We start from the raw sequence: 21048 nt of genomic DNA, 5'->3' as shown, positions 1-21048 counted from the left end.
AAAGGGATAAGTTGAAATTGAGAATCGGTTGTATGGGTATGAAAATTATTCCAACAGGCTCCGATAGCCTTCATCCTTGGGGGGATTAATCGGTCGGTTACTGGGCGAACTAGGGGTGGGAGAGTCCAACTGGATCAGCTTGAAGTCACCTTTGTTATAGGCTTCCAGCATGGCCTGACCTTTATCGGATAATACCCCGTTTTGAATATCCACTGAGTTGATGAAATCCATCGACAGATCCATCGCCCGCTTCATTTCGCCGAGTTTCTGGCTCATGTCATCCTGAATGTATTCCATGGATTCGTCAAAGTAAAACTTCTTGTCCGGATTCCCTTTAAAGATACTCACCGCCGTTCGCAGGGCGTTCGAGCTTTCCTTGACAATCTGGTATTCGGCTTCTTTCAGCTTAACCTTGATTTCGGTTTCCTTAATGATGTAATCCGCACTCGTATTGACCTTTTCCATAAAAGCCAGTACGGTTTTCATATTGCGTTGCAGGGGCAGCAGTTTCTCGTTCATTTCCTGTAGACCCGCTCCTTCAATTGTAGCCAGCGAAGCCGCCTCCTTCATACCGGGCTTGTCGGCCAGGCTTTGAGCCTTGTTCGCTTCCGCAAACTTCTGCTTGATGGCATCGTTGTTTTCGTTGATTTTCCGGTTCAGCTTCACCAATTGTCCCGCCAGCTGATCAATCTGACCCTGCATTTTCCGGCGTTTATCTTTCAGATCCTGCACGTAGATTTTCATGATCGCAATCGGGTCGAGCTGAATCACCAGACCCGTGATTTTCCGCATCAAAGTTTTATAAAGAAAGAAAACCGCCGTACGAACGTCTTTACTGGTAAAAAGAAAAATCAGTACGCCCAGCACCGCCAGCAAAGCTGCGAGATACAAGGTATTTTCCGTCACTTTGATTAGAAACTCAACCACCCGGTTAAAATACGCCAGCCCAAATCCGGCCAAGGCAATCAGGAAAACAAAACCGACGACTCCCTCCGGACGACTCCAGAATGATTTTTTGGCGGCATCATCGGTACCACCGCCCAATTGTGAGAAATCAGCCATGAATGTGTAGCGTTTTTGAGGTTATGATTTTAGATACTGACCAATTTTTAGCGTATCGTTTTTAATCTGCTCGGTAAATTGCTGGAAGGTCGCTTCGTAGTTGGCCCGGTTTTGCGTGAGCTTTCCACTCTGCTCGTCCACTTCGCCACTGATCCGGGCCAGCCGTTCCTTATTGGCGTTGATCTGATTCTGAATATCAAGGATCTGCTTCGCTAGGGCTTCGTTTTGCTGTTCCAGCGTTTTTTGTTCGTTCTGTAAGCCGCCTACTTTTTCGGTAACTGCCAGATCGACACTTTTCAAAAAAGCCTCACGATCTTTTTGCAGGACGCTTAGGTATTGATTGGCCGTGGTGACCAGTCCGGATGGATCGGTACCGCCACTGAGGGCTTTGAAACTGGCCCAGGCCGCCTGAAATTGTTGCTCTTCACTCAGTCCGAGGTTGGTCAGATTTTTCAGCGTAGCCCGGAATTCGAAATAATCGGGGCCGGGCAGATTATTCTTTTCCAGTACGGAAGCAAAGTGATCGATGAACTTAGCATCGGTAGTACCACTGGGTGTTACAGATCTCGGTATTGGAGCTGGAACGGGTTGCGAAGGCGTGGCCGGAGCTACCGGTGTTCCTTTCGCCGCTTCGGGAGCTTCCTCAAAAAAGATGTTTAAAATCTTACGGCCTAAACCTTTATTTTCTGACATAGCATTTCCAGTTAGTAAAATTATGAAGCTTGACTGGCAAGGTAGTATTCCAGAGCAATCTCTCCGTTTTTCTACTTAAAATTTTGATCCTGCACGCTTGCTATGCTTTCCAGTCCCGCTTTCTTCCTTTCAAAGGTCCACAATCCTGCCTTTTTGTACCCCATGCATTCATACGAACGGATGCAGGACTTGACAGAATCCGGGAAAATTAGGTTGACTGTTGAAAGGATTTCAAAAAAATGCGTTTTTTCGGGAAGATAAATACGTTTGGTGGTTCGGATCGGCGACGAATTAGAAACGTCTGAAACGTGCACGAAACACTCATTTCCCCTATGGAACGCGAACTTGACGATATTCTTCATTGCCCTTGCCCCAGTTGCGGTGCCCAGTTGCAGTACAGTGCCGAAAAAGAAGCCATGACCTGTAATCACTGTGGCTATACCGAAAAACTTACCCTGGGCAACGATCGAATTGAAGAACTGGACTTCAACCGGGCCCGTACGGATACGGAACATACGGTGGAACGGCGGTTGTTTTCCTGTCAGCGGTGTGGGGCCAAAACAGTGGTCAATTACGACACGCCAACGATTAGCTGCGGTTTTTGTGGTTCGCAGAACGTTAACCCCGAAGCCACGAAAACCCGGCTGTTCGAGCCGCAGGGTATTGTTCCCTTTCGAATCTCCCGGAATCAGGCTTCGGAATCCTTTAAAAAATGGATTGGTCAGAGCATCTGGGCACCGAATGATTTGAAAAACCTGGCCCGACTCGATACGTTGCACGGCATCTACATTCCCTTCTGGACTTACGATGTGCAGACGCATTCGGAATGGGAGGGAGACGCGGGTACGTACTACTACGAAACCGAACGCGTACGCGATCCAAATGGGAACGTTCGAACGCAGCAGGTACGCCGCACCCGCTGGTGGTACCGCAATGGTACCTACGACCAATTTTTTGACGATGTACTGATTCTGGCTTCGCGGCAGTTACCCCAGCAAACCATCCAGGGCGTGTATCCTTTTCTGCTGGATCAGGTCGTTAATTACGAACCTAAAGTCCTGCTGGGTTGGGAGTCGGAGGTATATAAGGTTGATCCGCAGGAAGGCTTTGCGGTGGCGAAACAACAGGTAGATCAACGCATTGAATCGGCCTGTGCGGACTTGTTATCCGACGATACGTACCGAAATCTGAGCGTGCGTACGCAGTATGCCAACCAAACCTTCAAACACCTGATTCTCCCGCTCTGGATTTGTGCTTACCAGTACAATGGGAAAACGTACCAGTTTCTAATCAATGGTCAAACGGGAAGCATTGACGGCAAACGGCCCGTATCGTTTTGGAAAGTATTGCTGGCAGTACTGGCTTTCCTGATGTTAGTCTTCGTTCTGGTAACCATAAGCGGGAAGAAAAAACGCTCGAACTACGGAATGACCGTCCCTACGATGGAAACGCCAGTTGTTGTAAAAAGTACTGTTTCGAGTTTGAAGTTTGATGTAGTTTCAGGTATGAAAAAGTGGGTGGGCGAAGGTAGTACCGTAGGGGGCTGAATGGATTGCAAGACGAAAGGTATTCTGTTTGTAGGCATCTCCGTGGTAAAAGGCTCATCCCTAAAGTGAAACGAAATAGAGAACAAACGCTTAGCAAACGAATACCTAACCAAACCCACCCCTATGTCTACCGTTATTTCGATTGAAAACCTGCAAAACGCTTACAACGATGGCCAGCTCGTACTCAAAGGCATTAATCTGGAAGTACAAGCCGGAGAGATCGTCGGCTACATTGGTCCCAACGGAGCGGGGAAATCCACGACTATCAAAATTCTGCTGGGGATGATTCCCAGTTTTACCGGCGAAGTACGGGTGCTCGGACAGGACATCCGGACGGAGGCTCTCGAAATCAAGAAACAAGTCGGGTACGTTCCCGAAAATGCGGCTCTCTACGAAGTACTGACTCCCGTGGAATACCTCACCTTCATTGGCCGTCTGTACAGCATGAGCGACGCCGTGATTCAACGGAAAGCGGAAGATTTACTGCATCTGGTCGGTCTGTCCAATCATATCAACAGTCGCATGAATACCTTTTCCAAAGGCATGCGACAGAAGGTACTGCTCATCTCCGGCCTCATTCATAATCCCGAAATCATCTTTCTGGATGAACCCTTATCCGGACTGGATGCCAACGCCGTGATCCTGGTCAAGGAAATTCTGGCTCAGCTCAAAACGGCTGGAAAAACGATCTTCTACTCCTCGCACATCATGGACGTGGTCGAAAAGATTTCCGATCGCATCGTCATCATCAATCAGGGGCAGGTGATTGCCAACGGCAGTTTTGAAGAATTGAAAGCTCAGGCTCATTCGGGTTCGCTCGAACGCATTTTCCAGGGACTTACCGGCGACGATACCACGCAGAGCAAGGCTTCAGAATTCTTACAGGCCTTACAATAACTCGATCCCTTATGACCTCTTCTATACTTTGGTTACTGGATCGACTCCAGGGGCTGTTCCGTATGCTTGGCGTGGATTATGCTATGATGCGAAACATCGTGGAAGTCAAGTTTACGATGGATAACCGTCGCAATCACGCTTCACTGGGCAAACGCTACCAGGAAAAAGAGTCCAGTCAACGTCTGCTGATGGTGTATGGCATCAATGCTCTGCTGGGCGGGCTCATCGGTTCTTTCCTATTCATCGCTCCTTCATTACTGCTGGCTCTGACCATCGTACTGGGCTACGTCATTGCCTGGGTGGCCCTTACCCTCATTACCGACTATTCGGAATTGTTACTCGATACAACGGATAATCTGATTTTATTACCTCGACCCGTAAGCGACCGTACTATCTGGATGGCTCGACTGGTACACCTAACGGGCTATATTACCCTGCTGACGCTAAGCATTATTCTATTGCCGACTGTATTTGTAGGCATTAAATATGGATGGGTAATCGTACCCGTTTTTGTGTTACTAAGTCTGCAGGCCGTTCTGATTGCCGTTTTTCTGACGACCTTACTCTATATGCTGGTGGTGCGTTTTTCGAGTCAGGAACGGGTCAAAGACATCATCAGTTACATCCAGATTGCCATGTCGATTTTATTCACGGCGGGCTATCAGATTATGCCTCGCATGATTCGTCTCGGTGAAGTGATGGAAGCGGAGAATACCATTCGAACGTGGTATTACGCTGTCCCCTCCGCCTGGCTGGCGGGTTTGGCGGATATGTTTTATCAGCAACAGTACGATACGCCTCACCTGATTCTGTCGGCTCTGGCCATTTTGGTACCACCAGCATTGATCTACGTGAACAGTAAATACCTGGCTCCTTCATTTACCAAAAAACTGGCGGGTCTGGCCTCTACAGGATCAGAAGAGGATAAAGTGGTCGTTGAAAAATCCCGGCGGGGATTACTGCCCTGGCTGGCAGAAGCAGTTACGAACAGTCCCGCCGAGCGAGCCACCTTCGAGTTATCCTGGAAGATTACGGGTCGCGATCGTCGCTTTAAGATGCGGACGTATCCGGCTATGGGCTCCATCGTTCCACTACTGTTTGTGATCATCGGACCGGTGCTGAATGGCCGCCAGTCACTCGATCAGATTCGGGAAGGAGCTCTTTATCTGGTGGGCATTTATGTATTACAGGTGGTGGCCGGAACCTTCTACGCGAATACCTATCAGTCCGACGATTACAAAGCCTCCTGGGTATACGACGCGGCCCCCGTTGCCGAACCGAGCGAGCTGATTCTGGGAAATTTCAAGGCCGCTATATTGAAATTCTATACGCCGTTCTATCTGGTTTCTTCCGTGTTGCTACTGAGTATCTGGGGATGGCACATCATCGATGATCTGCTGGCGGGCTATCTGTTTGCTCTTTTCATAACCAGCCTGGAAGCCTGGACAAAGAATTCGAACTGGAAGGTACCGTTTTCGCAGGAGCCCAAAGTGAAAGCGGATGCCGGACGTACAACCCTGATGTTGATCATGATCATGCTGGTACTGCCTGTATGCGGTCTAATCCACTGGGGAGCAACGAAAGTGTCCGGTGGCGGCTTGTTCATGGTCTTACTCTACGGCGTATTGTTGTGGAGTACGCTGAAAAGTTATCGGCGACTTCGCTGGAGCCAGTTCCAGTAAATTCCCCATTTTTGTGGGATGAATTCACTTTTACAAGCCCAACACTTACAGAAAAGCGTAGGCGAGCACCTCATTATTGAAGACCTTTCGCTGGACTTGCGGGCGGGTGAAATTTTTGCCATGATCGGGGCCAGTGGGGCCGGTAAAAGCACGCTCCTGAACGTGTTAGCCTGCCTGACTCCGGCGGATGCGGGGGAATTATGGCTGGAAGGCAAGGAGATTTCTTCTTCAGCGAAGTACCTCATCCCAGGTCATGCGGAGATTAAACTCGTACCGCAGGAGTACAAGCTTCTGCCCAATCACACCATCCGGGAAAATATTGCTTACGCCCTACGGGAGTATACCAAAGAATACCAACGCGAACGTCTCGATGAGCTGCTGGCTTTAATCGGACTGGAAGCAGTTCAACACAAGCTTCCCCGGGAAGTGTCGGGCGGGGAAAAACAGCGTACGGCTATTGCCCGGGCCATTGCCGACGAACCTAAAGTACTCCTGCTGGATGAGCCTTTTTCGAATCTGGATACGCTCAATCGTCAGAAGCTAAAGCAGGAACTCAAACGGATTATTCAGGAAACGGGGCTGGCCTGTCTGTTCGTAACCCACGATTTACTCGATGCCCTGACCATCGCTCAGCGAATGGGCGTAATGCAGGAAGGTAAGCTCCTGCAAACGGGCACGCCTGCCGAATTGCTTCAGTATCCAGCTACGACCTACGTGCGGGAGTTTCTAGCTAGTGGACTGGCTATTGTCCGGGAAATTCAGCAACAGTTAGGCGATTCTTTTATAGCGTGAAATACGCCGAAGCTTTCACCGCAAAACGATTGATTTTAACACCGTCGATGGTCGTGGGCTGATTCAGGTACGTTAGTCGGTGAATGGCTTCGATCCGGAAAAACTTGAAAATATTATCGATTCCGTAGCCTACTTCTACGTACGGCGTACTGGGATTCAGCGAACCAAAACCGGGAATTGGGTTCCCCTGCAAATCGTAATCGGGAATAATGTCCCGATTAGCCTGTCGGGCTCCACCATACAATACATTGACGTTGAGTAACGTCCGCCATTTCAAACGTTTGATGGCCGGAAGCCGGTTGAAGAGCAACCCTTCAAAGTTGTGTTCATACTTCAGAGAGGCGTACCGATCGGATAAGAACTCGAAGTAGTTCATCATGTTAAAGGCGTTGCCCACGTAAAAAAGGGACTGGTTTCCTAAATGCGGAAAGAGCAGGGGATAGGGTAGCGTGGAAGGCGTATATCCCGCCGAAAGCGTGTAAAAGCTTCTTCCCAGAATACCCACCCGAAAATTATCAGCCATCGTAAGCGTAAACCGATGGTAATTGAAATCGCCACCTAGCGTGTTTTGAAGGCCGAGGGAATACCGCAGTGTATAGATGGGCGACTGAGCCGTACCTAGACTGACCCGGTCGTTGTCGTTGTAAATGAAGAGTTCGTTTTTCGCAATCCGTAACTCCGTTATGAGCTCCGTATTCTGGTACGTACCCGATTGACCGGACGGATCCCCATTGTTCACGTAAGCGAAGTTGTACAACGGTTCAAAACTACGTCGACGAATCCCAATCATGGGCGTCAGACCTTTGATAAGTTCGGCCCGAATGTAGGACATGTACTCACGTTGGTAATACCCCCGCCGATAGCGGCCAAAGCGGGAATAGGTGGCAAAGAGGCTATTGTTCCCTACGGCTTCAGTCGTCAGACCAATCTGTTCTAAATCGTAACTGGTACTAGCTCCTATCTCAGCCCAGGGTTTACGGCTGATGATGTATTTAGCGTCAGCACCGTATTTCATGACATTATCCTTGAATCCGTAGGCCAGATACCCGCTCAATACCCATACCTTACTGAACTCGGCGTTCGTTCGGAAGCCCGCCCGTAAGCGTAGTCCTTCGATGGTGTTGAAGGCTCCCGTACTCAAAAAGGGACCCAGTTCAATGCCGTTATAAATTCGCTGATACCCATTCGCAATGATGGATAAAATCTGGGTATACGACCGAACAATGGGAATATTCTTGACGGAATCAATCAGGGAATACGCCGTTCTTTCCTCGGCCGTTAATGAATCCGGTCGAATCTGTTGCCAGTAATTATCCTTTTGTTCCCGGTAATGATCTGCTAGTTCAACCGCTGGATTATAGAAAGTCGCTTCCCGGGGTTGATTGATTTTAAAGTTGCGATTGGAGACGAAAAATTTCGCCAGAAAACCCACGGAATTCTTCGTAAACTCCTTCACATCAATCAGTACGCGAGTCTGCTTGGGAAGCCAGGCTCGTTGTTTCGTGGTTGAATCTTCGACAACCGTCAGTTGCTGCTGAATCGCGATGCTTTCCACGTAATTGATGTTGGCATCCCCCGAAATCCGTAAGTCCACCTGACGCAGGGCGTAATCGGCCGTATCAATCCAGATTTTGCCCACAAAAGCCAGATCCTGAGCCCGACGCGGCGTCACTTCTATTTCGTAGCAGGGGGCATTATCAATCTGAATCGTATCGCCAAGGAAATAATCGTAACTACCTCGCCAGCCATCGGCAATGGGTGAAATGAACTCTTTTCGAAGAATGGGAAGCCAGTTTTCGTAAAAGTTATACTGCTGGAAGGCACTACCAATGAACTGCGAAAAGGTGCTGCCATCCGTAATACCCACACCCGTAATCTTGGTTTTGTTGATGCGTTCTTTGGTCAGCTCGGGATTGCGGCGGTGGTAGTAGTCTGAAAAGCTTTCCGAGAGGAAAATGGGAATAATGGGTTTGCCATCGTCTCCAGCAATTTTCTGGAGTTTTTCGAGCGGTCCGGTGATTTTTTTACCGATAGGGCCTTTCCGAAACTGATCCGAAATCTTGTTGACATCAAACTCATTTTTGACGTAACTCTCGTATTCATACGCTTTTAAATTCCGCCAGTCGTGCGTTGATTTGGCGGCTACGGCGTTGCGAATAATGCGGAACGCCGGGTTTTCTCCCTTAGCGTATACCCGCACTTCCCGTAGCTGCGAAGACCCCGCCATGAGTTGAAAATCAATGGTTTGTTCGGCTAGACCGGGTTGTACGGCTTTGGTCGCCCGTTGGTAACCAATGTAGCTGACAAAAATGGAATCGCTGAGTTGTCGGGCCGCAAAGCTGTAGTTTCCGTCAAAATCAGTATTGCCACCGGCTGAACCGCCTTTTAATCCTACTGCTGCGAAGGGAATCGGATCGCCCGTTGTGGCGTCGGTAATTCGACCTTTAATGACATGTTGAGCCTGCGTTACGCAAGCCAACGAAAGCAACAAAATTGCCAGGTACCATTTATTCATTGTTTTCAGGGCTCATCCGTACACTCCGGCTTTGATCTGTCGGAGGTATGTAGTTCAAATGGGAAAATGCAAAAACCATTTTACTCTAACGGAAGAAATCTACGATTCGTCCCGATTAAGTACAAAACGGTTCATTTTTAGCGACTACCGCCTTCGGCGTTGCCCATGGGTAAAGCCGCAAACTTGAAATTTCGTTCCGCCAGGTAGTCCAGCGTACGGGGGAGAGCATAGCTCATATTCTTCCAGGCTTTAATACTGTCGTGAAAAACGACCAGACTACCCGATTCGCAGGCTTTAGTCGTACCCCGTAAGACCTGCTCGGGTTTCAGTGAAGGCGAGTAATCGCCCGTCAGAACGTCCCACATGATGAGTTGATGATGCTCTTTCAGATAGGCTGCCTGCCGTTTCCGAATGCGACCATAGGGGGGACGAAACAGTCGCGTAGGCGGTAGTAAATCCTGACATTGAGCTACGTTAGCAAAATACGTTTCATCGTCTGTATTCCAGCCTTTGAGATGGTTGAACGTATGATTGCCTACGGAGTGGCCCTGTGCCAGTAGTTGCTGAAAAATGGAAGGATGTTTACGTATATTATCGCCAATACAGAAAAACGTAGCCTTTGCCTCAAAGTTGGCCAGCTCTTGCAGGACAAATTCTGTCGCTTCAGGAATTGGTCCATCATCAAAGGTGAGATAAATTGTAGGCTCCGATGACGGGATCCGCCAGGTCATTTCCGGGTAAATGGATCGCAGGATCGGAGTAACTTTATGGAAGAAGAAAGCCACAGTGCAACGGGTTAATCAGATTTGGTGTCAAATATCGTAAAACAACCTCTACTGCTATGAAAAGATTTAGTCAGTGGTACCTTCTGGCTCTGTGCTCAGTAGTACTAACCGCCTGTTGCACGAAAGAGCTTTGCGTACCTTATTTACAAATTCAACTACAGAACTATACGCCGAAAGAAATCGCCCAAAGCTATGTGTTAGGTAAAACGCAAACGCCTAGGCTAGATTCTGTACGTTTTGGCGATAACGGAATCGCCTTCATTTCAGATATAAGTGAAAGTCAGGTACGCGTGATTACGCCGGTAGATACGACCACGATCAAAGTTTTATTTGGTAAAGTCACCTGCAATGACTGTGGCCTTTGGAAAACGAGGGCCAGAACAACGGCCGGATACGAATTAGCTGGCAAAAAAATGGACGGCGATTTCGTAAAAATTACCAGACCCTGATTACTGTAACTTCCGTCCTTTCCACTCGTACCCTTTGCCCTGAGCCAGCAATCCAAAAAAGCAAACGTAAAACGGGTAAATCAATTGCACCAACGGAATATACGCAATACTTTTTGACTGTCTGAGAAAGTGGAGTACGCCCGCCAGAAACAAAAATTCTAGGGAGAACTTCAAACCTAGGATACTAGCCAATACAAAGCCCGAGATACTGCCCGCGAGGTAAGCTCCTAGGCCAACGATGGTACTGGCATTGGCCATAAAAACGAAAATCGCCAGGGCGGATACTTTCCAGTCGGTATAATGTTTCCACTTACTGGCCCAGCGGCGACGCTGGTGGTAAAACGAACGGAAACTCTGGTGGGCTCCGGTGTGAACCAGTGCCAGCGAATTTTTCAGGAAATGGACTTCGCCGGGAAAACGGGCGGCCATTTTATGCATCAGAAACTCATCATCACCCGAGGCCAAATTTTCGTTTCCCTGGAATCCATCGACCTCCAGAAAGGCCGAGCGGGCGTACGATAAATTGGCTCCGTTACACATATTGGGTTTCTTCCAGAACATGGCAACCGCCGCTGAACCGACCAAACTGGCAAACTCAACAATCTGGATTCGACTCCTGAGCGAACCTTCGTCGTGAAACGTGACTGGTCCCGAAATCAATTGGGCCTGGGTCGTTTGCTGGTACGAAGCCAGGATCTGTAGCCACTGCGGACCTACGCGGCAGTCGCCATCCGTTGTGACAATCCACGCGTGTTTCGCCTGTTGGATGGCCTGTGAAATGGCCCTTTTCTTGGGCGAAGAATGGTTTTCTTCCGTTAGGGTTAACAACGTAAGAGCGTAGCGGGCTTTCGACTGAAACGCCCGTACCAATTCGGCTGTACGATCCGTAGAATGATCATCGGCGACGATGACTTCGTACCGATCAGCGGGATAGCTTTGCCGATCCAGATCCTCCAGTAAAGCGATGATGTTTTCGGCTTCATTCCGAACCGGAATCAATACACTAATGGTGAGTTGCTGATTGGCGTGCAGCGGTACGTATACGGGCATTTTCCACCAGCCATTCAGGAGAAAGGCATTAAATACAAACCATAACACGGGGCCAAACAGCAGCAAGCCGATCCATAGGATACTCATGCCGGTTGATTTTTTAAATACCGAAGTTGAGCTACAAACACAATGCCGACCAGTACGGGCAACAGGATATTCAGTAGCCAGATCGTGAGTGAGGCCGAGGTTACCAGGGCCGGATCAACGCGGTAAAAGCTGAAAAAATAAAGCGTACTGAACGTTCGTATACCCAGGTCGCTCAGGAAACTGAACGCCGGAATAACACTCTTGGTCAGAAACAACAGCCAAACCACCGTCAGCTGATCGAGCACCGGAAGCGATACGCCAAAACCATACAGGACGAGCAGAAACTGGATGCTATACGTCAGAAAACGGAAGGAAGCCAAAAAAACCAGAAAGCGAACGTCACCGGAAGAATACGTCTCCAATACGCGGAAAAATCGGGCTGAGGACGCCAGCCAGGAAATACGCTCAAGGGTAGGGGCCGCCTTGTGTTTTAACGAAAGCACATAGACCGTTAACAACGTCGTTAACCAAAGCAAGCCCAGAGCAATGAAGTGCCCTACACCGGGATGTTCGGGCATGCGGTACAGAAAGTACGTATAAGCCAGCGTACCCGCGAATAACGTCACCAGAAACTGCAGCGTACTACCGAGCAGAAAAGCTCCAATACTATTGAGTCGGTTTTTCGCTTGTAAGAAGCCCATTTTACCGGTCAGGTCGCCTACGTTAGCCTGCGAAATAAAACCCAGGGACTGGCCGGCTAGTACACCCCGCAACGCCGTGTAAAAACTGAGTGATTCCAATTTTCGAGCGAGTACCTGCCACTTCCAGGCTTCAATCGACCAGTTTAAAGCCGTGAGCAGTATGGTCAGTCCCAGCCACCAGCCATTTTGTCCGGTAAAAGCTACCTGGATGGCCTCCCACACGCTACCCAGGTCTTGTTGTTTTTGCTGAAGTGTTCGGATCACCAGCCAGATAATCACTACCGGTAATACCCACTGCAGCAGAAAGAGAAAAAATCGGCGAAAAGCCGCGTAATTGACGTTATTTTGCATAGGAATAAGGCTGACAAAAAGCATACGAAGGGCAGAGTGCTCCGTACATTTTTTGAGAAAGCCTTTGCAAAGCTATGGCAGAAAAGATCATTTTAGGCGTTGACCCCGGCACAAGGTACATGGGCTACGCACTGATTCTAGTGGAGAAAGGGAACATTACGCTATTGCAGTACGGCGTTATTAATCTCACCAAGTACGACAATCATGAGTTAAAACTGGGTAAAATTTTTGAGCGGATTACGGGCATCATCGACGAGTTTTCGCCGGATGAGATGGCCCTCGAAGCTCCTTTTTTTGGAAAGAACGTACAATCCATGTTAAAGTTGGGTCGTGCTCAGGGCGTAGCGATGGCCGCCGCTCTGGCTCGACAGATTCCCATCGTAGAGTATTCCCCCAAGACCGTAAAGCAATCCGTAACGGGTAATGGAAATGCTTCCAAAGAGCAGGTATCGTATATGCTGGAAAGTATTCTGAAAATGAAACTCGAAGGGGAGCGACTCGATGCTACGGATGCTCTCGGCGTAGCAATTTGTCATTATTATCACGAAAACACATTGGCGTCAAACAAGGGTAAAAAAGCTTTAGGCATAAAACAGGCTAAAAAGGGAAGTTGGGCAGCTTTTTTATCTGAAAATCAAGATCGTATCAAGTAATAAACTAGTACTAACTCTTTAAAAAAACAGCACTTAAAAGAGTGCTGTTTTTTTGTGTTTACTGTAAAGTATGATTAAAAACTTACTACTTTTGAGTTACGTTGATTTTAAGGACTAAATAAGTTTAAATAACTGAGTATAAAATACTAAGCTTGTAGTATTAGTTTGACGGGAGATGGAGAAAGACACAAAAACAACAGTTGGTAAACGGTTTCTTTGGTTAGCTTTTCTACTGCTTATCTTATCAACTTTTGCCCTCATTGTGTTGGTACGTAAGAACAAAACGAACGTAGTTAAACACAACATTGAGGGCCTGAGTAACATCAAAAACAACTACCAGAAAATTGATACCTGTATCTCTATTCTGTACATCGCTGAAAATAATAGCCGATTGTTTACGGTCACCGGAGATACGTCCTATCATCGTCAATTTGTATCGCAAATTGCGACGGTATCGCAGATTCTGGAAGAATTTAAAAAGCAGAAAGATGAAAAGACATTACCGGCAGGTGTGAGCCAACTGCTGACGCAAAAAAAGGATAAAAATAAAGAATTTTCCTACCTGAAAACGCTTACCGATAGTTTATTGATTCTTTCTACGAAGGAAATTGCTATCCGAGAAGAACAACCGATTCTGGTGCCTAAACCCAAGGTGAAAGTCAGACGTTCGGAGCAAGTTGTAAAAGTCGACTCAGTTAAAGTGACGCAGGAACGCTCCCGCAAAAAACTGTGGGGTCGTTTGGCCGAAGCAATCAGTAATAAAAACTCGTATAACAATCAGATCAAAGTTTCATCAACGCAAAATAAATCGGATTCTCTACTCAAGGAAACTACCGCGATGTACGAAACGAATCTGAGGGCGATGGACAATTACTATAAGGATTTGCTGGCCTATCGAAAAGAACTAAACGCAACGGAGAAAGAATTACTGCGTCTGAACGGACTGATTTTTTCGAAACTTCAACTGACACTGACTGGCTTGAAGCAAAGTGAAGAAGAAGAGGCCGAACAGCAGCGAAAGCAACTAGTGGCGGGTACGCTTACGGACGTCCAGGAATTGAATCTACTTTCCCAAGGCAGCATTGCCATCATTTTCTTCCTGACGTGCAGTATCTTGTACACCATTTGGAGACTCTACAAAAACGAAATTTCCTTGTTACAGTACAGTAGACAAGTAACGCAGTATGCCAAAATGAAAGGCGATTTCCTGGCTACCATCAGTCATGAAATTCGGACACCCCTTAACTCCATTATTGGCTTTTCGGAGCAAATGGTGAAAACGGATTTGCCGAAAGAACAACAGCCCAAACTGGAAGCCATTCGTTCGTCTTCGGGAATACTGATGACGCTTGTCAACGACATTCTGGACTTTTCAAAGCTCGAAAGTGGCAAGATTGAATTAAGTGAAAAACCTTTTCAACCGTACCTTATTTGCCAGGAAATGCGGTCAATGCTTGGTATTCAAGCCGATAAAAAGGACATCACTTTACGTACCGAATTGCATTTTGATGCGGATACTACGTTGCTAGGGGATGGCTTTCGAATGAAGCAGGTATTGATGAACTTATTAAGCAATGCCATCAAGTTTACTCCTACGCAAGGTACAGTAACCTTAAGCTCTTCTCTGGCCCCAATTATGGGAGATCAGGTACTCTGGACTTTTCAAATTAAAGATACGGGAATCGGTATTTCGAAAGAAAATCTAGGGATTATTTTTAATGATTTTCAACAGTTAGAACACGATTCAAAAGTGGAGCGGTCGGTCGGTACAGGCCTGGGACTGGCGATTTGCAAACGCATTGTGGAGCTAGCCGGTGGTAGTATTAAAGTAACGAGTGAACTAGGGGTAGGTTCCACTTTTTCCGTTGAAATTCCAATGAGATCAACCACCCAACCAGAAATGAAAACCATCTCCAACGAAGAACATGAAATTCATGAGCTGCTGCAGGGAAAACAAGTACTCATCGTCGATGATAATAAAATGAACCTGCTATTGCTCAGTACTATCTTGAAGAAGAAAAATGTAACCTTCCAGCAAGCTACAAACGGTCAGGTCGCCTACGAGTTGCTCGACGCCCATCCCTTTGATTTGATCATTACGGATATTCAGATGCCGATCATGGATGGGGTCGAATTAACGCGGCAAATCCGAAGCCACGGTGATGGTAAGAAAGCCTCCATTCCCATTATCGGCTTCACCGCCCAAATTACCGCGGAAGAGCAGGAACGGTACCACAAACTGGGCATGAACGACTTCCTGAATAAGCCCTTTGTGGAAAAAGACCTCAAAGCGGTTTTGAACAGAACGTTAAGCTCGGTAATGGTTTAATGCGATTCAGTCAGGTAATCGGCCTTGATCAGTTGCAGGTGTTCATCGAAATGGTAGAAGCGGGGAGCACCCGTCGGAATGTCTACCTGCGAGATGGCCTGTTCACTCAAGTGTTCGAGAGCCATCACCAAGGACCGCAAGCTATTGCCGTGAGCCACGATCAGCACATTTTGCCCTTGCTGTAAACAGGGTACAATTTCTTGCTGGTAGTAAGGTAGCACCCGCTCCTGCGTCATTTTCAGACTTTCGCCGCCGGGCGGGGCTACGTCGTAACTTCTTCGCCATAAGGCCACCTGTTCGATACCGTATTTTTCGGCAGTTTCGGCTTTGTTGAGTCCCTGCAAATCTCCGTAGTTACGCTCATTCAACGCAGCCGACTGATGCACGGGAATAGATGTTTGCTGAATATCTTCGAGAATAATAGCCAGTGTTTCCTGGGCCCGCTTCAGGGCTGAAGTGAAGGCGACCTGAAAAGAAATGGTTTTGAGTTTTAACGCCGTGAGCCGGGCTTCGTCCCGACCGTGGGTGGTAAGCTCCACGTCTACTTCACCTGTGAATCTATTTTCAAGGTTCCATTCGGATTGACCGTGCCGAACCAGTACTAATATTCGATCTTTCATAGTAACAAAGAAAAGCCACGCCCCAAGGAGTAGCTTCTCGGTTTATCCCACAATTTTCATTTTATCAGGATCCCAGGCAATGGGCTTTTTCTTTTCTACCGACAAATTACAGGCCAGTGATGGAGCCGCCGCCCGCAAGCCAAACGTCGCATCTTCTTTAACCAGGGCCGGTTTATTTTCCCGAATGGCTTTCACGAATACTTCCATGTGAGACAGCCGAGCGTTGTATTTTTCGGGAGCATTGAAGACAATATCGGTTTGTTTTTCGACCCCACGACTAAACTTATCCTTGGGGTATTTGGCGTCGTATTCCTTCAAAAAGGCTTCCTGCATCGCTTTGGGGTAGGTGATCAGGGCGTCGTAGTTCAGACTGAAAGGCGGAGCTTGCGGGCGTTTGAAGCGACGTAGCACAAAGCCATCTCCATTTAATTCCAGCGAACCTTCCGTTCCTACAATCCGGCTGCGGTGGGAACCACCCCCGCCGTCGGCCAGATTTACTCGTGTGAAAAACTGAAAGGAGGGGTGCTGATCCGTTTTCGGGTAATCCATTACACCGGTTACGAGATCGTAGGCGTCGCGGCCATCTTTCCAGTAATTTAAATCACCTAAAGCAAAAATTCGGTTGGGTCCTGTCGAGCCCGTAATGGTATGCAGCGTGGTGAGCAGGTGTACAAATAAATCGCCCGCCACGCCCGTGCCATATTCCTTATAGTTTCGCCAGCGGAAAAAGCGATTGGCCTCAAAAGGCCGTTTCGGAGCATCCCCCAGGTAACGGTCCCAGTCTACCTGCTTCGGGTCCAGGTCAAAAGGAATGGTATATTGCCAGGCTCCCAAAGCGTCCACGCGATCATTGGTGGCTTCGACAAAAGAAATTTCTCCTAAAGCTCCGTCTTTTATGTACTTTTGAGCCTCGAGCACACCTACCGAACTGGCAGCCTGACTGCCTACCTGAAATACCTTTCCCGATTTTTTCTGGGCAGCGATTACGGCAGCACCTTCCTCGATGTGATGAACCATCGGTTTTTCGCAATAGACGTGCTTGCCAGCCTCCAGAGCAGCGATGGAAATGTGATCGTGCCAGTGGTCAGGAACGGCTACAATGACGGCGTCGATATCCGGACGGGCTAAAATCTCGCGGTAGTCACGAGTCGTAAATAGGTTGTTACCCCATTTTTCCTTAGCTCGTACCAGGCGGGGATCATACAAGTCGCAAGCAGCTACCAGCTCTACGCCGGGCACCTGCAGGATGGTATCCACGTCAAAGTGTCCAATGATGCCGGCTCCGATGAGTCCGACCTGAATCGTATCATTGGGGGAGAAAGCCGAGCCTAGAGCCTCAAGGGGCATCCAGGACGCCATCGAGAGAGCCGCCGCCGAGCCGCCCATGTTTCGAAGAAAGGTACGCCGGGAGTTTTTCATAAAGAATGAGGTAAATGAGGTAGCGTGACAGAGTAACTAAAACCTGGGTAAAATACAACTCTGCTTTGACATAGAAAGAGTTATCTAACGAATTTTTAAACTTTTTTAAAGAAGAACGATTAACCCCAAGAGCAAACTGCCGTGCTCGTATTTTCTAAGTATATGTCAATTGCCTTAACCATTGGTTCTTACGTAATCGTTCTTTTTTCGCTCATCCCCCTGATTCGAAGCGATCATTGGACTTTTCGCGTTTTCGAGTATCCCCGCAGCCAGAAATTCGTGCTGACTTTACTCTTCATTGTACTCTGGGCCTTCTGGGGAGAAACCTCGCAGCCCCTGACCTGGATTACTCTGGGAGTACTGGGTTTGAATCTCATTTACCTTTTCTATCAGCTCTTTCCGTATACATTTCTGGCCCGAAAGCAGTTGTTGAGTCAGCGGGAGACCAATTCCGACCGTAGCATCAGTCTGCTGATTTCGAATGTTTATCAGTACAATCGGGTATCGGAAAAACTACTGCGTTTGATCGATCAGATGGAGCCCGATATTGTATTGCTGGCCGAAACGGACCAGTGGTGGGCCGAACAAATGCGGCCCTTGCACGAATCCTATCCGCACCGGGTACTCAAGCCGATTGACAACACGTACGGTATGTTGCTGTACTCGCGGTTGAAACTGACGGATGCGTCGGTGAAGTTTCTGGTGGAAGAGGACATCCCATCCATTCACGCCAAAGTCTGGTTACGTTCCGACGAGCCCATTCAACTGTATTGTCTGCACCCAACCCCGCCCGTACCGCAGGAAAACCCACGATCAACCGAACGGGATAAGGAAATACTAATGGTAGGGCGGCAAGCGAAGCAATCGGATATTCCAGTGATTGTGGCAGGAGATATGAACGACGTGGCCTGGAGCTATACGACGGATCTGTTCTTGAAAACCAGTGGCTTGCTAGACCCCCGACGGGGCAGGGGATTTTACAGTACGTTTCACGCCAAGATTCCTTTTCTGCGTTTTCCGCTCGATCACGTGTTCTGTTCGTCGGACTTTAAATTATTACAGCTTCAGCGATTGCCCAGTGTCGAGTCAGATCACTTTCCGATGTTCATAAAACTGACGTATAACCCGAAAGCCGAACAGGAGCAGGAGCAAAACGAACTGGAAGCCAGCTCGGAAGAAAAAGAGTTGATTACGGAAAAAATTAACGCCGACACGGAAAGTGACGGCGAATCCAAACCCGACAAAAACCCCCTGGGTACCTAAAGGGAGGTTTCAAAATACCTAAGCTGCCTGTAAAAAGGTAGTAGAGACCTATCTCATCAGGTCTTTACTACCTTTTCGTTTTTATCAACAACTATCAACTAAAAACCAGTAATTATCCCACCAGCTCCCAGGCCGCCGCTACCGAATCCACGGGAAGCTGACAGGCCCGGTTGTAGCACACATACACCATGGTACGACCCTCTGTTGAGTCGCGGTGCAGTAACAGTGGGAGGGTACCGGATTCTTCAGCCCCCGTAAGAACCTTGTTGGGCAAGTATTTTGATTCCAGTTGCCGACGATATTCCTGTACGAGTGGCCCCACAATGGCGATTTCAACGGTGGGAGTACTGTGATAACTCGCCAGACTGGCCCAGTGGGGTAAAAACTCCGGATTACTCGCTAATAGCCCTTTGACTTTTTGCAGCATCTGATGGGAACGCTCGCCAAAATCGGGCCGATCGAGCAGCAGACTGAGCGTGTACAAAGCCGTCGCCATGATACTGTTGGAAGAAGGAATGACGTTGTCGAACAACTCCTTCTTGCGGGCGATCAAGGCATCTGAAACGGTACGATCGGTAAAGAAAAACAGACCGTCGGCTTCGTCCCAGAAATGAGAAATGGCATAGTCAGCCAGCTGTTCAGCTAGTCGTAACCAGCTTTCATCAAAGGTGGCCTGGTATAAATGGGTAAAGGCGTCCGCTACGGCGGCGTAATCTTCTAGAAAACCCGGAATGCGGGCCTGACCTTCTTTGTAGGAATGAAAAAGCTGTCCGTCCTGCAGCAGACGATCCTTGATGAACTGAGCATTCTGTAAAGCCAGAGCCAGAAAGTCCCCTTCGCCAAACGTCCGGTAGGCATCGACGAGTCCTTTCAGCATCAAACCATTCCAGGAAGTCAGAATCTTATCATCAAGTCCTGGGTGAATACGGGAATCACGAACCTGCCGTAACTTCTCGAAAAGTCCATCCATTTGTCCGGAAATCAATTCGTGTTCCTGCTCAAAGGATTCGAGCGTACGCTGGGGAAAGAGAATGTTCTTGCCCGTCGCGTGTCCACTCGACTCTTCGTGGTAGTTGCCTTCTTCGGTAACCTGGAAATAGTCGCACACCAGTTCACCCCAGACCGGCCCCAGGATTTCCAGAATTTCTGTTTTCGTCCAGGTATAAAACTTGCCTTCCTCTCCCTCGCTGTCCGCATCCAGTGCCGAATAGAAACCACCCTCGGGATGAGTCATTTCCCGCTGAAGCCATTCGACGGTTTGGTACACGACCCGTTTGTACAACGGTTCCTTCGTCGCCAGCCAGGCTTCCGAATACAAGCTCAGGAGCTGGGCGTTGTCGTATAACATTTTCTCGAAGTGGGGCAGAAACCATTCGCCATCCGTGGAGTACCGGGCAAATCCGCCGCCAATCTGATCGTAAATACCGCCCAGGGCCATGCGATCGAGCGTATGGCGTACGGCTTGTATGGTTTCCGGTTCGTACGTCTGCTGGAAATACCGCAGGGCAAACAGCCAGATCACGGGCATCGGAAACTTGGGGGCTCCGTTCGTACCGCCGCGTTCGACATCAAAGGAAGCGGCGAGTTTGGTATACGTCGTTTTGAGTTCTTCCAGAGTGAAGTCAACCGGCAGACCCGTCGGTACGGGCAGTCCGTATTTTTCCGTTTCCGAATAATGCATGTTCTTGGTAAATCCTTCCGCTGAATCTTGGAGAGCCTGACGCTGCGTCTGGAACGCTTCCCCAATTTGCTGGCAGATGCTCATCCAGTTACGGGCTGGAAAATACGTCCCGCCGTAAAAAGGCTTGGCGTCCGGCATGAGAAATACATTGAGCGGCCAGCCGCCTCGAATGCCCATGGCCTGTACTGCATCCATGTAAATGGCGTCCACGTCCGGGCGTTCCTCCCGGTCTACTTTAATACAAACAAAATGTTCGTTCATAAGCCGGGCTACGCTCTCCTGCTCGAAGGATTCCCGCTCCATCACGTGGCACCAGTGGCAGGCCGAGTAGCCAATCGACACTAGAATGGGTTTGTCTTCTTCACGGGCTTTTCGCAGGGCTTCTTCCCCCCAGGGATACCAATCGACGGGGTTATGGGCGTGCTGACGGAGGTAAGGAGAACTTTCGTGGACAAGGCGATTCATGGCAATAGAAGGTAGATGAAAGCGTATGAAAAATCGAGAAGTGACGGCGTTCCGCTGACGATTCCTC

The 21048-nt window shown here is 48.5% G+C and carries 17 protein-coding genes; 8 read left to right on the top strand and 9 right to left on the bottom strand.

The annotated features are described in order from the left end of the window. Positions 1–45: 45 nt before the first annotated feature. Both C5O19_RS10660 and C5O19_RS10655 read right to left on the bottom strand, forming a co-directional pair. A complete protein-coding gene (locus tag C5O19_RS10660; RefSeq protein ID WP_104711997.1) occupies positions 46–1062 on the bottom strand; it encodes a hypothetical protein in 1017 nt (338 codons plus the stop codon). 21 nt (positions 1063–1083) lie between these two features. Further along, positions 1084–1755: a hypothetical protein gene (locus tag C5O19_RS10655; protein WP_104711995.1), complete on the bottom strand. Its 672-nt coding sequence runs from the start codon at positions 1753–1755 to the stop codon at positions 1084–1086. 332 nt (positions 1756–2087) lie between these two features. On the opposite strand from C5O19_RS10655, the gene C5O19_RS10650 reads away from it, so the two are divergent. The 4 genes from C5O19_RS10650 to C5O19_RS10635 all read left to right on the top strand — a co-directional run bounded on the left by C5O19_RS10650 (position 2088) and on the right by C5O19_RS10635 (position 6673). Beyond that, positions 2088–3302 (top strand): IBR domain-containing protein, encoded by a 1215-nt coding sequence (locus tag C5O19_RS10650; RefSeq protein WP_104711993.1) that lies wholly within the window; start codon positions 2088–2090, stop codon positions 3300–3302. A gap of 123 nt (positions 3303–3425) precedes the next feature. Further along, positions 3426–4199 carry an ABC transporter ATP-binding protein gene (locus C5O19_RS10645; RefSeq protein WP_104711992.1) on the top strand — a complete coding sequence of 258 codons (774 nt, stop codon included), beginning with the start codon at positions 3426–3428 and terminating at the stop codon, positions 4197–4199. An 11-nt stretch (positions 4200–4210) separates the two neighbouring features. Next, the gene (locus tag C5O19_RS10640) at positions 4211–5881 is read left to right on the top strand and encodes a hypothetical protein (protein ID WP_133163345.1); all 1671 of its coding nucleotides are present in this window, start codon (positions 4211–4213) and stop codon (positions 5879–5881) included. A gap of 18 nt (positions 5882–5899) precedes the next feature. Continuing rightward, complete coding sequence (locus C5O19_RS10635) at positions 5900–6673, top strand: ABC transporter ATP-binding protein (protein WP_104711988.1); 774 nt, start codon at positions 5900–5902, stop codon at positions 6671–6673. Here C5O19_RS10635 and C5O19_RS10630 read toward each other — a convergent pair. Further along, entirely contained in the window at positions 6663–9188 is a 2526-nt protein-coding gene (locus C5O19_RS10630) for a DUF5686 and carboxypeptidase-like regulatory domain-containing protein (protein ID WP_104711987.1), read from the bottom strand. The two genes, C5O19_RS10635 and C5O19_RS10630, sit on opposite strands and share 11 nt — an antisense overlap. 137 nt (positions 9189–9325) lie before the next feature. Further along, positions 9326–9973, bottom strand: a complete 648-nt coding sequence (locus C5O19_RS10625; RefSeq protein ID WP_243406369.1) for a polysaccharide deacetylase family protein — start codon at positions 9971–9973, stop codon at positions 9326–9328. A 56-nt stretch (positions 9974–10029) separates the two neighbouring features. On the opposite strand from C5O19_RS10625, the gene C5O19_RS10620 reads away from it, so the two are divergent. Continuing rightward, positions 10030–10422 carry a hypothetical protein gene (locus tag C5O19_RS10620; RefSeq protein ID WP_104711985.1) on the top strand — a complete coding sequence of 131 codons (393 nt, stop codon included), beginning with the start codon at positions 10030–10032 and terminating at the stop codon, positions 10420–10422. Here C5O19_RS10620 and C5O19_RS10615 read toward each other — a convergent pair whose 3' ends face one another. After that, positions 10423–11559 carry a glycosyltransferase family 2 protein gene (locus C5O19_RS10615; RefSeq protein ID WP_104711982.1) on the bottom strand — a complete coding sequence of 379 codons (1137 nt, stop codon included), beginning with the start codon at positions 11557–11559 and terminating at the stop codon, positions 10423–10425. It abuts the gene before it with no gap. Continuing rightward, positions 11556–12551, bottom strand: a complete 996-nt coding sequence (locus C5O19_RS10610; protein ID WP_165796000.1) for a lysylphosphatidylglycerol synthase transmembrane domain-containing protein — start codon at positions 12549–12551, stop codon at positions 11556–11558. The genes C5O19_RS10615 and C5O19_RS10610 overlap by 4 nt, the downstream gene beginning before the upstream one ends. Before the next feature lie 74 nt (positions 12552–12625). On the opposite strand from C5O19_RS10610, the gene ruvC reads away from it, so the two are divergent. Then, on the top strand, positions 12626–13204 hold the full coding sequence (ruvC, locus tag C5O19_RS10605) for a crossover junction endodeoxyribonuclease RuvC (RefSeq protein ID WP_104711977.1): 579 nt from the start codon (positions 12626–12628) through the stop codon (positions 13202–13204). A 262-nt stretch (positions 13205–13466) separates the two neighbouring features. Further along, positions 13467–15533 carry a response regulator gene (locus C5O19_RS10600; RefSeq protein WP_165795999.1) on the top strand — a complete coding sequence of 689 codons (2067 nt, stop codon included), beginning with the start codon at positions 13467–13469 and terminating at the stop codon, positions 15531–15533. Here C5O19_RS10600 and C5O19_RS10595 read toward each other — a convergent pair. Both C5O19_RS10595 and C5O19_RS10590 read right to left on the bottom strand, forming a co-directional pair. Next, complete coding sequence (locus C5O19_RS10595; RefSeq protein WP_104711972.1) at positions 15530–16153, bottom strand: 2,3-bisphosphoglycerate-dependent phosphoglycerate mutase; 624 nt, start codon at positions 16151–16153, stop codon at positions 15530–15532. The genes C5O19_RS10600 and C5O19_RS10595 overlap by 4 nt on opposite strands. Before the next feature lie 42 nt (positions 16154–16195). After that, on the bottom strand, positions 16196–17572 hold the full coding sequence (locus tag C5O19_RS10590; RefSeq protein ID WP_104711970.1) for a Gfo/Idh/MocA family protein: 1377 nt from the start codon (positions 17570–17572) through the stop codon (positions 16196–16198). 162 nt (positions 17573–17734) lie between these two features. Between C5O19_RS10590 and C5O19_RS10585 the strand changes: the two genes are divergently transcribed. Beyond that, the gene (locus C5O19_RS10585) at positions 17735–18835 is read left to right on the top strand and encodes an endonuclease/exonuclease/phosphatase family protein (protein ID WP_104711968.1); all 1101 of its coding nucleotides are present in this window, start codon (positions 17735–17737) and stop codon (positions 18833–18835) included. A 112-nt stretch (positions 18836–18947) separates the two neighbouring features. Here C5O19_RS10585 and C5O19_RS10580 read toward each other — a convergent pair whose 3' ends face one another. After that, positions 18948–20981, bottom strand: a complete 2034-nt coding sequence (locus tag C5O19_RS10580) for a thioredoxin domain-containing protein (RefSeq protein WP_104711966.1) — start codon at positions 20979–20981, stop codon at positions 18948–18950. Positions 20982–21048: the final 67 nt, after the last annotated feature.

Source organism: Siphonobacter curvatus (assembly GCF_002943425.1).
Classification (GTDB): Bacteria; Bacteroidota; Bacteroidia; order Cytophagales; family Spirosomataceae; genus Siphonobacter; species Siphonobacter curvatus.
This window is presented reverse-complemented; position numbering and strand designations above follow the sequence as displayed.

Excerpts from the sequence above, each read along its gene's own strand:
- C5O19_RS10610 (WP_165796000.1), bottom strand. The coding sequence starts at position 12,551 with ATGCAAAATAACGTCAATTACGCGGCTTTTCGCCGATTTTTTCTCTTT.
- C5O19_RS10620 (WP_104711985.1), top strand. The coding sequence starts at position 10,030 with ATGAAAAGATTTAGTCAGTGGTACCTTCTGGCTCTGTGCTCAGTAGTA.
- C5O19_RS10650 (WP_104711993.1), top strand. The coding sequence starts at position 2,088 with ATGGAACGCGAACTTGACGATATTCTTCATTGCCCTTGCCCCAGTTGC.
- C5O19_RS10615 (WP_104711982.1), bottom strand. The coding sequence starts at position 11,559 with ATGAGTATCCTATGGATCGGCTTGCTGCTGTTTGGCCCCGTGTTATGG.
- C5O19_RS10645 (WP_104711992.1), top strand. The coding sequence starts at position 3,426 with ATGTCTACCGTTATTTCGATTGAAAACCTGCAAAACGCTTACAACGAT.
- C5O19_RS10595 (WP_104711972.1), bottom strand. The coding sequence starts at position 16,153 with ATGAAAGATCGAATATTAGTACTGGTTCGGCACGGTCAATCCGAATGG.
- C5O19_RS10590 (WP_104711970.1), bottom strand. The coding sequence starts at position 17,572 with ATGAAAAACTCCCGGCGTACCTTTCTTCGAAACATGGGCGGCTCGGCG.
- C5O19_RS10635 (WP_104711988.1), top strand. The coding sequence starts at position 5,900 with ATGAATTCACTTTTACAAGCCCAACACTTACAGAAAAGCGTAGGCGAG.
- C5O19_RS10660 (WP_104711997.1), bottom strand. The coding sequence starts at position 1,062 with ATGGCTGATTTCTCACAATTGGGCGGTGGTACCGATGATGCCGCCAAA.
- C5O19_RS10630 (WP_104711987.1), bottom strand. The coding sequence starts at position 9,188 with ATGAATAAATGGTACCTGGCAATTTTGTTGCTTTCGTTGGCTTGCGTA.
- C5O19_RS10655 (WP_104711995.1), bottom strand. The coding sequence starts at position 1,755 with ATGTCAGAAAATAAAGGTTTAGGCCGTAAGATTTTAAACATCTTTTTT.
- C5O19_RS10580 (WP_104711966.1), bottom strand. The coding sequence starts at position 20,981 with ATGAATCGCCTTGTCCACGAAAGTTCTCCTTACCTCCGTCAGCACGCC.
- C5O19_RS10585 (WP_104711968.1), top strand. The coding sequence starts at position 17,735 with ATGTCAATTGCCTTAACCATTGGTTCTTACGTAATCGTTCTTTTTTCG.
- C5O19_RS10640 (WP_133163345.1), top strand. The coding sequence starts at position 4,211 with ATGACCTCTTCTATACTTTGGTTACTGGATCGACTCCAGGGGCTGTTC.
- ruvC (WP_104711977.1), top strand. The coding sequence starts at position 12,626 with ATGGCAGAAAAGATCATTTTAGGCGTTGACCCCGGCACAAGGTACATG.